This is a genomic window from Vibrio sp. CCB-PB317, assembly GCF_022808245.1.
In the GTDB taxonomy this organism is placed as follows: Bacteria; Pseudomonadota; Gammaproteobacteria; order Enterobacterales; family Vibrionaceae; genus Vibrio; species Vibrio diabolicus.
The window spans coordinates 211,780-224,409 of record NZ_JALGNU010000001.1 but is presented as its reverse complement, the minus strand read 5'-3'; the positions used below and the strand labels follow the sequence as shown (position 1 = coordinate 224,409).

At 47.7% G+C, this 12,630-nt stretch carries 11 protein-coding genes; 6 read left to right on the top strand and 5 right to left on the bottom strand.

Features of this window, described 5'->3' with window-relative positions:
• Positions 1-5: 5 nt before the first annotated feature.
• Positions 6-1,382 carry a GntP family permease gene (locus tag MTR11_RS01095; RefSeq protein ID WP_005478622.1) on the bottom strand — a complete coding sequence of 459 codons (1,377 nt, stop codon included), beginning with the start codon at positions 1,380-1,382 and terminating at the stop codon, positions 6-8.
• Positions 1,383-1,535: 153 nt separating this feature from the next.
• Here MTR11_RS01095 and MTR11_RS01090 point away from each other — a divergent pair, with 153 nt between their 5' ends.
• Together MTR11_RS01090 and edd are read left to right on the top strand one after the other, a co-directional pair.
• Complete coding sequence (locus tag MTR11_RS01090; protein ID WP_005467756.1) at positions 1,536-2,060, top strand: gluconokinase; 525 nt, start codon at positions 1,536-1,538, stop codon at positions 2,058-2,060.
• Positions 2,060-3,856, top strand: a complete 1,797-nt coding sequence (gene edd / locus MTR11_RS01085; RefSeq protein WP_023583851.1) for a phosphogluconate dehydratase — start codon at positions 2,060-2,062, stop codon at positions 3,854-3,856. Before MTR11_RS01090 ends, edd begins: the two co-directional genes overlap by 1 nt.
• Positions 3,857-4,398: 542 nt before the next feature.
• On the opposite strand, the gene MTR11_RS01080 is transcribed toward edd, so the two are convergent.
• From MTR11_RS01080 to MTR11_RS01065, 4 genes are all read right to left on the bottom strand, one after another.
• On the bottom strand, positions 4,399-4,728 hold the full coding sequence (locus MTR11_RS01080) for an SMR family transporter (RefSeq protein ID WP_053807555.1): 330 nt from the start codon (positions 4,726-4,728) through the stop codon (positions 4,399-4,401).
• Positions 4,725-5,129 carry an SMR family transporter gene (locus MTR11_RS01075; RefSeq protein ID WP_012841241.1) on the bottom strand — a complete coding sequence of 135 codons (405 nt, stop codon included), beginning with the start codon at positions 5,127-5,129 and terminating at the stop codon, positions 4,725-4,727. The genes MTR11_RS01080 and MTR11_RS01075 overlap by 4 nt, the downstream gene beginning before the upstream one ends.
• Before the next feature lie 271 nt (positions 5,130-5,400).
• Positions 5,401-6,336 (bottom strand): LysR family transcriptional regulator, encoded by a 936-nt coding sequence (locus tag MTR11_RS01070; protein WP_048624586.1) that lies wholly within the window; start codon positions 6,334-6,336, stop codon positions 5,401-5,403.
• Between the two features lie 55 nt (positions 6,337-6,391).
• The gene (locus MTR11_RS01065) at positions 6,392-7,399 is read right to left on the bottom strand and encodes a LacI family DNA-binding transcriptional regulator (protein WP_005394370.1); all 1,008 of its coding nucleotides are present in this window, start codon (positions 7,397-7,399) and stop codon (positions 6,392-6,394) included.
• Between the two features lie 219 nt (positions 7,400-7,618).
• Between MTR11_RS01065 and MTR11_RS01060 the strand changes: the two genes are divergently transcribed.
• From MTR11_RS01060 to MTR11_RS01045, 4 genes are read left to right on the top strand one after another with little or no spacing between them, the layout of a single operon-like run.
• Complete coding sequence (locus MTR11_RS01060) at positions 7,619-8,971, top strand: serine/threonine-protein kinase (RefSeq protein WP_053808533.1); 1,353 nt, start codon at positions 7,619-7,621, stop codon at positions 8,969-8,971.
• Positions 8,972-8,984: 13 nt separating this feature from the next.
• The gene (locus MTR11_RS01055; protein WP_243326895.1) at positions 8,985-10,457 is read left to right on the top strand and encodes a chromosome partitioning protein ParA; all 1,473 of its coding nucleotides are present in this window, start codon (positions 8,985-8,987) and stop codon (positions 10,455-10,457) included.
• Between the two features lie 2 nt (positions 10,458-10,459).
• On the top strand, positions 10,460-11,032 hold the full coding sequence (locus tag MTR11_RS01050) for a sigma-70 family RNA polymerase sigma factor (protein ID WP_005394366.1): 573 nt from the start codon (positions 10,460-10,462) through the stop codon (positions 11,030-11,032).
• Positions 11,033-11,034: 2 nt separating this feature from the next.
• The gene (locus tag MTR11_RS01045) at positions 11,035-12,594 is read left to right on the top strand and encodes a hypothetical protein (protein WP_243327349.1); all 1,560 of its coding nucleotides are present in this window, start codon (positions 11,035-11,037) and stop codon (positions 12,592-12,594) included.
• Positions 12,595-12,630 lie beyond the last annotated feature (36 nt).

The window sequence follows — 12,630 nt, the reverse complement described above, 5'->3', positions numbered from 1 at the left end:
AACCTCTAAAGAATAAAGCTTAATGTTGCGACGATAATAAACGCGATACCGCCAAGTAACGTTTCCATTACCGTCCAAGTTTTTAATGTGGTTTTCTCATCCATCTCAAGCAGACGAGAGACCAACCAGAAACCAGAGTCATTGAAGTGAGACAGTACCGTTGCACCACCCGCAATCGCGATTACGATAAAGCAAAGGTCTAGTTCACTCAAACCTGTTGATGCTGCCACAACTGGCGCGATAAGAGCCGCCGTCGTGGTTAGCGCTACGGTTGCCGAGCCTTGAGCAACACGCAGACAGGTTGAAATCACAAACGCCGCCACAATCACAGGCATACCTGTGTCTGTAAGAACGTCAGCCAGTGCATCACCAATGCCGCTTGAGCGCAGTACGCCGCCAAACATGCCACCTGCACCCGTTACAAGGATAACGCCACAGATTGGAGCCAATGACTCACCACACAATTTTTCTAGTTTTGCCATGCCGTAGTCTTTGGCAAACACAGCCAGACAGACAATCAACGTAATCAGCAACGCGACTGGGGTTTTACCTAGCATACGTAGGAACTCAACCAGTGCCGTTTTGCCATCAATCAAACCTGCAACCGCCAGTGTGTTCAATACCGTATCCAAACAGATTAGCAGGACTGGCAGCACAAGGATGGTCATAACCGTGCCAAATTTTGGTGCGTTGCGCTCATCCACCATCGCTTCACCATTAAAGAAGGCTTTAGATAGTGGGATATCGAATTTTTTGCCCGCGTACAAACCAAATAGGTAAGCGCCAAGGTACCAAGTTGGAATAGCAACCAGAATACCCACCACCAATAGCAGACCGATGTTTGCGCCAAGGAATTCTGCCGCTGCAACCGGACCTGGGTGTGGTGGAACAAACGCGTGCATAACCGCAAAAGCACCAGCTGCAGGCAACGCGTATTTAATTGGTGAGCCACCAAAACGAGCCGCCACACTTAGGATGATTGGCATCATCACTACAAGGCCAGCATCGAAGAAGATTGGGAAGCCAAACAGTAATGAAGCGACGCCCAAAGCAAATGGTGCGCGCTCTTTACCAAAGCGACCAATCAAAGTGTCTGCCAGCACTTTCGCACCGCCAGTCACTTCAAGAATTTTACCGATCATCGCACCAAGACCAACCAGCAATGCCACGGAAGCCAGTGTGCCGCCGAAGCCGCCCATCATGGTCGATACGACTTTCTCAGAAGGAACGCCAGTGGCGATTGCTGTGCCTAAACTCACCATAGTAAGGGAAGCAAAAGCATGGACTTTCAGTTTAATGATCAGAACGAGTAACGCTGCAATGGCAAGGCCTGCAATCGTCAGTAGGAACGTAGGATCTGGGGCTTGGGTTAATTGCTCCATAGGTTCACCTTTAAGAATTATTGTTTGTGTTATGGTTCACATTTATTTCAGTTACCGGTAACATGTTACCGATAACATGAATAAGATAAACCCATATTTTAAAGTGAATTCAAAAATTGAGATCACGCGCAAATTTGGTTATGAGGATAAGTTATGGCTGGTAGTAGTGTCATCGTTATGGGCGTTTGTGCTAGTGGTAAAAGCACAATTGGTGAGCATCTAGCGAAAAAGCTAGGGCGTAAATTCATTGATGGTGATGATCTTCATCCACGAGCGAACATTCAGAAAATGGCATCGGGCCAGCCTCTGAACGATGATGATCGCAAGCCATGGCTAGAACGCATTCGTGATGCGGCGTACAGCCTAGAAAGCAAAAACGAACACGGCATCATTGTTTGTTCAGCACTGAAAAAGATTTACCGCGATCAGATCCGCGAAGGTAACGACAACGTGACCTTCCTGTTCCTTGATGGCGATATGGAGTTGATCCTTAACCGCATGCGTATGCGCAAAGGCCACTTCATGAAAGAAAACATGGTGAAAAGCCAATTCGAGACGCTAGAGCGCCCAGACAACGAGCCTCAAACTCTGATCGTCAGTATCGACGGAGACATCAGCGACGTGGTGGAACGCTCTGCCGCTGAGCTAATCAAAATGCAAGCGATCGAGGTGGCATAATGACTCACTCTGTTGTTCTTGAGGTCACACAACGTTTGACCGAGCGCAGCCGTGAAGCGCGCGCTGCGTTTCTTGCTCGCACCGAAGTGCAAGCCGAAGCTGGCAAAGGCCGTGTTGGTTTATCTTGTGGTAACTTAGCCCATGCAGTCGCCGCTTCTTGCTCTTCTGAAAAGAAAAATATTCTCGATTTTACTCATGCCAATGTCGCGCTGATCAGCGCCTACAACGACATGTTGAGCGCCCACCAGCCGTACCAAGACTACCCAGCGCAAATCAAACAAGTGCTGGCGGACTACGGCCATACAGCGCAAGTCGCAGGTTGTGTGCCAGCGATGTGCGATGGAGTGACTCAAGGTCAAGCCGGCATGGATATGTCGCTGTTTTCGCGTGACTTAATTGCGCAATCAACGGCGTTGTCTTTGAGCCACAATGTCTTTGATGCCACATTACTGCTTGGCATCTGTGACAAAATCGCCCCGGGGCAACTGATGGGCGCACTGTCTTACGCGCACCTACCGACTGCGTTTGTACCAGCGGGTCTGATGGCAACAGGCATCAGCAACGAAGAGAAAGTCGACGTGCGCCAAAAATACGCAGCGGGTGAAGTCGGCAAAGACGCTCTGCTGGATATGGAGTGTCGCGCTTACCACTCTGCGGGTACGTGCACGTTTTACGGCACCGCCAACACCAACCAGTTGGTGTTCGAAGCCATGGGCTTGATGCTGCCAGGTTCGGCATTCATTCATCCCCATACCCAACTGCGTAAAGCGTTAACCGATCACGCTGCTCTGAAAATCGCCTCAATGACGGCGGGTTCTGCACACTTCCGTCCGCTGGCCGAGGTGGTCACAGAAAAGAGCTTGGTCAACGGCATCATCGCTCTACTTGCATCTGGCGGCAGCACCAATCACACCATTCATATGATCGCCGTGGCGCGTGCTGCTGGCATCTTGCTCACATGGCAAGACATCAGCGATCTGTCGGATGTGGTTCCTTTGTTAGCTCGCGTTTACCCGAACGGCCCAGCCGATATGAACGCGTTCCAAGACGCGGGTGGCGTGCCTGCATTATTGCACCGCTTGAACGAATCCGAGCTTTTGCATCGCGATGTGAAACCCGTGTTTGGTGAATTTGAAGACCAAATGACGCTGCCGAGCCTTGTCGATGGCCAACTGACTTGGACGCCGTGCCAAGGCAGCCAAGACGGTGACGTGATCGCCAAACCAGACGCCACTTTCCAAAACACCGGCGGCACTCGCGTACTGACTGGCAACTTGGGTAAAGCCGTGGTGAAAGTGTCTGCGGTGAAAGAAGAGCAACGCGTGATTGTTGCACCTGCGATCGTATTCCAATGCCAACATGAAGTGGAAGCTGCGTACAAACGTGGTGAGCTGAACAAAGATTGTATCGTTGTGGTCACACACAACGGCCCAGCGGCAAACGGCATGCCTGAACTGCACAAACTGATGCCAATTTTAGGTAACGTGCAAAAAGCGGGCTTTAAAGTGGCGCTGGTTACTGACGGTCGTTTATCTGGCGCTTCAGGTAAAATTCCGTCTGCGATTCATGTTTCTCCAGAAGCCATTCGTGGTGGCGCGATTGGTTTGGTGCGCAACGGCGATTTGATTCGTCTGGATTGCCAAACGGGCGAACTGAACAACTTAAGCGATACCACTGGTCGCGAGTTGATTCATTTCGACACCGAATCTACCCAACAAACATGGGGACGAGGCTTGTTTAGCGTGATCCGCCAAAACGTCTCTAGTGCAGAAGAAGGCGCAAGCTTTATTGTTTAAGGCGAGAAGAAAGACCTCGTCGTTCCGACGAGCCCAAGCAAGATCAGGAATTTAATATCAACGTGCTGTGAAGCCAGAGAAACCCCTCTGCCACAGCACTTTTTTGTTAGTAGATTCTGAATCACGCTCGTCCCTCGCTGTTCAGAATGACGAGTAATGACGAGTTTTGGGATTGGTCATTTTTCTTTTTAAATAAACGAATGAATCCGTCATTCCGACGAGCCTAGGCGAGATCAGGAATCTACTATCAACGTGCTGTGAAGCCAGAGAAAACACCTCTGCCACAGCACTTTTTGTTGGTAGGTTCTGAACCTTGCTCGTCCCTCGCTGTTCAGAATGACAAACTTTGGGGGTTGGTCACGGTTCTTTCTAAAAAATGAATCCGTCATTCCGACGAGCCTAGGCAAGATCAGGAATCTACTATCAAGGTGCTGTAAAGCTAGAGAAAACAACTCTGTCACAGCACTTTTTGTTGGTAGGTTCTGAATCACGCTCGTCCCTCGATGTTCCGAATGAAGATATCTGGGGCTCAGAGGATTGCATTAAGCGGTTTTCATCACCACGACTGCAGCAATCACCACAAAGATACCAAACCAGCCGATTGGCTTGAGTTTTTGCTTAAACAGTAAGGCACCACCCACTGCGGTACCTAAGATACCGATCGCGCCCCAAGAGGCGTAAGCAATGGCTAAGTCGATCTCTTTCACCGCTTGCGCCAACAGCGTGAACGCAGCCAGTACCAACACAATCGCGGTAATGCCCCAGCCTTTGTATTTAAAGCCGTGAGAACGTGTGAGCGCCATGTTCGCCACGATATCGACCAAGGCAGCCATCACGACAAATCCAAATGACATCGTAAAAAATTGACTCATGATTCACACCTTACACTTGTAGAAAATGAACGTTCTTTTGCCAGTTTATCGGCGTTTTTCTTGGTGTTAGATTGACCGTGTGACTCACCTAAAGTCACACAAACGATGCCGATGACAGCTAACATCAAACCAAGCAGCTCTTGGGTATTTAAGTCAGAATCAAACAACACGATCGAAACAACCGTGATCAATGAGATACCCAATCCTTCCCAAACAGCGTATGCCACGCCGATAGAAATCTTTTTCGCAGCAATCGAGAGGAAGTAGTACGACACCGCAATCAATACGTACATCACGATGTAGCCCAACCATCCATGACCTTGTCCGATAAAAGACATGGTGCTGGTGCCTGCTACTTCGGCAACGATGGCGAGCAATAAAAATAGACGTGCAACTAGCATGATGAATCCTCCATCAGAAATTAAAAAACTGCATAACGGAGAATGGTGAATGTCACGCATCTGTATCGACATTCAAAAAGTTAAAAAGATAAAAATGAGCCACTTCTCCTGACTATTTGAGATAAGGTTAGCGCTGAGCAGGAAAAAGAGACAGGTAATTGAGATATTCATTTTTGAATATCTATAGGATCGAGTTGTCTATGTAATCACACATTTTCTTCATGGTTAAATTGTGCAGAGAATCTCGTTGACGAGAGACAATAATCAGTCGTCACTGTGCGAAAATTAATGGCGTCTTCAGAGTTTGGCGTACCACTTTATGTAAGTGTCGGTGCAAAGGATGGTTGCGATTGGTTTGTAAGAAACCGCCAGAGACGACAAACTGGCTAAACTCACGGTTGACCAAAGGCATCGCGTAAGAGTCCAGCTCCGGCATCAATACTGCTGAGCTTTGACTGGCATACATAATCGCGTCGGTTTCTTGCAGCATTTGGCAAGCCACGCGCAAATTATAGGATTTCAATAACACCACAGGCTCATAGCCCATGCGGCGATACTCAGACTCCACGGTACAAAGTGGTTTATACGAAGCGGGCGCAGGCAGAGACACCAGAGGCAGTTTGGACACCGTGTCCCAATCATTACTGACTTTCGATAACGTCGGGTGGTTTTTACGTGCCAAAATCACCCGTTTTTCAACAAACAACGGACGCATATAAATGTCTTTCGACAGCTCGGTCTCTTGGTCAAGAATGCAGTAATCGTGCTCGCCCTCTAGCATTTCATCGTGCGAGTAACTGTTCCAACTGGAAAAGGCAAAGTGCGCTTTGGGAAAGGCTCGATGACAGCCAGTTAGCAATCGCTGCCCTTGCTCATCCATCAAATAAGGGTCGGTCACAATCGCGATCTGCCCTTGGTATTGCAGTGGGTCGAACACTTCAAACTCTTGCACCACTTTTTCCAGTGGTGCAATCATGTTGTCGAACTCGGCGGCGAGACGTATCGCCATCGGTGACGGCTCAACCCCATGCGCTTTACGCACAAACAGCGGGTCATCAAACACTTGTTTGAGCTTCATCACGCCGCGACTGGCGCTCGGTTGAGAAATGCCCAGCTGCATTGCGGCCAGCTTGATGCTGCGGTTTTCCACCACTGCCTTTAATAAACGCATTAAGTTGAGATCCAATGCATCCAGCTGATGTGCCATACCCTAACCTGCCAATACCATTGATGAGCGAATACAGAGAGCGGTTAACTGCGAGTTAAACACTCTCTCCTGAGGTAATTTGATACCCCATATCAACCACTTTTTCTTCTTGCGCTTCACCTTTCAGACGCGCGATCAAAAGTTCTGCGCTCTTTTCACCGATTTTGAAACGCGGTGTATCGACGCTAGTCAGTTTCGGGCTGATGGTTTGACCAATATCCAGCGCGTTATAGCCCACAACCGCCAGCTGCTGCGGAACTTGAATGCCACGTTGTTGCGCGCTCAGCATGGTCCCTATCGCGATGTCGTCGTTGGTACAGAATACGCCATCAAGCGTTGGGTGAGTTTCTAGCGCGCGTTCAAGCAAATCATGCGCTAAAGAAAAGCTAGAGTGATCACCCGTTAATACGTGCTTAGGCTCTAGCCCTGCTTCCGTCATCGCGCGATCATAACCTTGCATACGCAGCTTGGTTCGCGTATCCAAACGCGCCCCAAAATAAACGATTGTACGCTTACCTGAATCTAGCATCTGCTTAACCGCCGTGTACGAGGCATCTTCATGATCTAGCCCAACCGCCATATCAATCGGCTTTGGTGGTAGTTCCATGGTTTCCACTACAGGGATCCCTGCATTTTTTATCATTTGCAATGTACGCGGCGTGTGATGGCTTTCAGTGAGAATAAGTCCATCGACCTGATAAGAGAGTAATGACGCGATCTTGCGTTCTTCTTCAAGCTCATCGTAGCTAAAATGCGCTAAAAGCGTCTCATAGCCATTGGCTTTGGTCACCATCTCGATGCCCTGAACAAAGGAAGCAAAAATTTGGTTGGACAATGAGGGCAGTAAAATACCAATGGCTTTACTGGACGACTTTGACAACATAGCGGGGGCGCGGTTTTCGATGTATCCCATCTCTTCAATCGCAGTCGCAATCTTGGCCCGAGTCTTTTCTGCCACCGATTCAGGGTTACGCATATAACGTGAAACCGTCATCTTCGTGACGCCAACTTGGTCTGCGACATCCTGCAATGTCGTGCGAGTTTTCTTATTCTGTTGAGCCATAAATATGTGATTTATCAGTAATGTTACAAGTAACATTATGACGAATAGACTCTCTGTCGACAAGCTCAGTAAAAATAATTCGCAAAATCATGACGTTATTATTCTATTAGCCACCAAATTGCGTTTCATACATTGTGAGTCAAAGCCGAATAAATAAATGACATTTATATCAAAGTTCTTATAAAATGCCGTACCTAAAAGAATAAGACATTAGGCACAGTGCAGTTAGGCTCTAGCGAAACCCAGATTTACTATCACTTGCTTGATCTGGACGACTCCCAAAAGCAGCAATACCTCCAAGCATTGCAACAAAGTCAACCTGAGCTGTATCAACAACTCGTTCCTCTTTTAGCCCACGAGACACCTGAAGAACAACTAACGCAGTTACTTTACTTTGGTGCTCACCAGGCTACGAACCGAGACGTCGATCTAAGCGGAGAAGTCATCAGTAAGTATCGCCTAACTCATGAGTTGGGTCGCGGTGGCATGGGTGTCGTTTACGCCGCCCTACGTGCAGATGAAACGTTCGAACAAGATCTAGCTATCAAGTTTATTCAAAGCAATTTGAGTAATGTGCTGGGACAACGTGCACTCTTCGATGAGGCACAACTGCTCGCGCGTCTAAACCATCCGTACATAGCGAAAGTGTTTGATGGCGGTCTTCATCAAGATTCAGTTTACATCGTGATGGAGCGGGTATTTGGTCAAACCTTAGATGAATACCTGTCAGAAAATAAGCTGGAAAAGACGGAAAAACTGCTGCTGTTTAAGCAGATTTGTCAGGCGATGGAGCACGCCCACCAGCATCATGTTTTGCATGCCGATCTAAAACCAGAAAATATACTGATCGATCGTAGCAAACGACCCAAACTGCTCGACTTCAACTTGACTCAAAAAGCGCACTCCACCCGAGAGGGCTCACCCTCGGCACTGATTGCGTTTAGCCAAAATTTTGCCAGCCCTGAGCAGCAGGCTGGACAAGTACTGACAGAGCAAAGCGATGTTTATTCATTGGGCAAAATCCTCGCTTTGATGTTTCCGTCACCAGCGGTTTGGTCTGATGTGTATTGGGTGATAAGACGGGCGACGCGTCCAGCCACCCAAGTGCGATACCCAGATGTGCGAGCGCTACGCATTGATATCGAGCGAATTATCGAACGTCGCCCTATCGAGCAGAAAAAACACTGGCCTTTGTATAGCGCCTTTCGCTTGGTGCAACGGCGCCCTCTTGCTTCTGCATTGTCAGGCATCATCGTGCTATCAGGTGTGCTATTTGGCAGCGCCATGATGCAAAAGAATATCCAACTGCAACAAGAAAAGAAGATTGCAGAAGATATGATGTACGAAATGACTCGCCTTATCTTCCACGCGAAGGGGCAGAATGTCGAACACCTCTCGGTGAGCTCCATGATGGAGTTAACACGAAGGCGGATACTCTCTAATCCAGATATCCCCAAACATATAAAACAAAAAATGTTGTTGGCGATGATGACACCGGTGCCAAAGAAGCACCTAACTACTCCAATGAGTTGTCAGCCAAATTGTGCGTCTGAGGACAGCACCAACCAATAAGGCTTAAAACAAGATGTATACACGTTCAGTGATATTTTGGCTGTCTGCATTGACGGCTACCTCCACGTTAGCAGCAGACACTTCTGCTGCCACTTCACACCCGCCCACTTCAACCTTGAAGCAAGGCTACTTTATCGATGCGCCAGTGACTGGCTTGTATTACAAAACCAGTTCCAATATCACTGGCGTCACTCAGCAAGGGGCATTTCACTACCAACCTGGTGATGTGATTAGTTTCTTCCTTGGCAACGATGATAAAGGTTATCTGCTGACAACCTTATCGAGCCAAGAAGTGCTTACACCGACGATGGCAACAACCAAACCCAGTCGTAGCATCAATATGACGCGCCTGCTGCTCTCTCTCGACAGTACGCCTGAGAATCGTAAGGAAATTGTCTTAGCCAACCGCGTGTTGTCTGATGCTCGCTTTCAAAACCAGCTCAAGGGCCTTGACCTCAATTATCTGGATGACGCCAAACGCCACCTCAATCTCGACTGGGTGTCTGTCGATGAGGCAATTGAGCACTTAAACGAAAGCCAGCAGTACATTGAGAAAAACTTTGCCTCTGATGAGATCATCTTCGAACCTAGCGGCATGACGTTCAAAAACATCGTGATCAAAAAGAAAGATTGGCAAGGCCGAGCTTGTGCTTACGACTTACGTTATCAACATCATCCTAAATATCGCCCTCCGTTTGGTGAAACTCGATTCACCATCACCAAAGATTCATTGATTGAGCATCCAAGCATTGGCGATCATTTTCAAGGTTGCTTCCTCTCGATGAAGCGCCCTATCACGGAAGACATTGTCGAGCCGATAAGCAAATTTGCGGATTGGTTTAATATCGTCGGTTGCTCAATCACAGGGTGCACCCGCAACGATTTGAATGGCTTCTCTCTCGAAGACTTTGATGATGAAGGCGACTGGAAATACCGCTCCGTTGCACTCAACTTTGATCCAAGCACTGAGCTACTGATGGAAAAAGTACAAGGCCTTGGGCGTAAAAAAAACATCCACCACCACAATCGTACAGAAATGCTGTGGTTTACCTACCCCAACACGAACGAACACGACATCGACTACCTCGGGGTATGGCAGCAGACCCAATACCACCAGCAGTCCATGACACAATCGTGCCTATTGATGAGCCACCAACAAGTCATGCGACTGCCGCACAATGCAGACACCTGTCCAACCGACGCAAGCCTATACACACAAGATGTCACCCAAGAGTATGCGGACATGTGGTGGGTCAACAATGACGAACCCAAAGCCGAGCTTGCGCAAATGAATGTCATGGTACGTTGGTCAACGACCCCTGCCGAAATCAATTACACCACTTGGGAATATCTGCCCGCTGGCGCAACTTGGGAACAAGGCATTTTATATCGCTATCAACAAGATGTTCTCCGCAACCGAGACGGCTCTGATCGCATTGAAACCCACACCATTTCTGAATTTGTCAAAGTGAGCGAGGATGTATAACCATGGCAACAGCAGTAGCACTGACACAAATCATTCAACAATGGCAATCTGGTGATAAACAAGCCGAGAGTGAGCTTTACCAATTTGCGTATTTGCAGTTACGTAAGATCGCCCAACACGAGCGTGAACGAAACGCGGAAAAGTACGGCACCGACAACAAGGTATTGGCCGATAGCGTCAACAGCACCACGGCATTAATTCATGATGCTTACCTGAAGATGTCCAACTGCGACATGAGTGAAATTGAAACAAAACGTGATTTCTTTTTGATGGCCGCCAAAGTGATGCGTCAAATCTTGATCGATAACGCACGCTCACACCAAGCGCAAAAGCGCCAACACATTACGTTGATGAGAGATGAAGAAGATCGCTTCGAACAATTGATCATCATGGATAAAGCTCTGGATAACTTTAGTAGCCGTTACCCACGCCAATCAAGTGCACTCAAACTCAAGTATTTAATGGGAATGAAAAACCAAGAAATCAGTGAACTACTCGAGTGCAGCGCGAGCTTAATAGAGAAAGACCTAAAATTCTCTCGCAGTTGGTTGCAATCACGAATGGCGCACGCGTAATGATAAGCAAAAAGTTTTGGATAATCGGCGCAATCTGCGTCGGTTTGCTCGGCGTATACTGCATGTCAGACGAATCCAGCTTGGCATCCGCGGCGGACTCATCAGACAGCACGAGCCAATCAACCACGCGAACACATCGTCAATATGAGCGCACATCTTTAGTTGAAGTAAAGCAAGCGTTGACAGGTTCTGCGTTGGAGAACGCCCACAAAAAAGACGGTGATGACGCCTTCAACTCTGCCATTTTAGGACAACCAGGGCCAGTTACGAACCCATTTCATACTACAGAAGACGGCTCTTTTTACGACTCGTCTGTGGGTTATGAAGACAGCCGCTCAAAAGAGGACCCATCAGAGAACAATAAACCCATCATCAACCTCACGGTGGAACAACAGCTACAAACCATTATTTATGCTTGGGAGCTCAACCAAAACTCTCCGATTAGCTATTCGCTCAATCTTAACCAACTGTTTGAAGACCCGGATGGTGATCTCCTCACCACTCGGATTTGGCTCGAAAACGCCAATGGATTAAGGGTGCTAAACCAAGGACAAATGATGGTACTAGGTGCACCAGAGAACATTAAAACCACCACATACCTGGCGGTAGCGGCGCGTGATGATTACCACGGCGACAGCGACCATGCGTGGGTCACAACACGTTTTGAGTTGCCTGTTGTCACTCCAGGTCACAATGACACGGAACACCCGTTAATTGGCGACATTGTCTATCGCTTGGAGACGACGCAAAATCTTGGCGGTACCGCGTACGCGTATGAAGTGGTGTATTGCGAAGCGTTTCAGTTTGAGGATGACGAGGTACGTTATGCCGCCTCAAGCAACAAACACCAGTGTCCTGAAGAGGGAGACTTAAAAAAGGTGGGTGAGTACAAAATCAGTGATGACTCGTTGATTGTTTATGTCCACGGCGTACGCCAAATTTGGACCACCAAAAAGGTATACGCATCTCAGGTTCATAAAGAGACTCAGAACTATTTCACCACCGTATTTGATGGCAAACAATTCGAAAGCTACACCATGCAAAAAAACAAGCAATCGATGGAAAAACGCATCAATGTCCACACTGGTGAGTACGAATATCAAGGAACGTTGTTTGACTACCTCTTTCCCATTTCAGGAGGGGGTTACATAAACGGGACTGCTAGCAACTACATATTTGATAGAAGTGTTCAGGGTAACGAACCAGTGCACAAGCTGGACTCTGATCTCAATATGAAATCAAACCAACATGACCTATTTTGTCATGATTATTTATTTTACTGGTACAGCTCTATCGTAGCGGGGCGAGGAGAGTTTGCCGATATTATCTCTAGCTCAATGGATTTTGACGGCATAACTCCAATACATTGTGCTGAATGGCCAGATGATTACTGGCAACGAACATTTATGTTTTACAATCTTGAATACACAGATTACGACATATTCATTCCAGGCGAAGTCTACAGTTATGTGCTTAAACCTCATCCTCAATTTGCTGATCGCGTTGAGGAATTTAAGATCAACATGATTTATCACGCCCCTGTCCTTAGCGATACCCAATAAACATTTCTTTACAGATGGTTATTTTGACAAAACAAT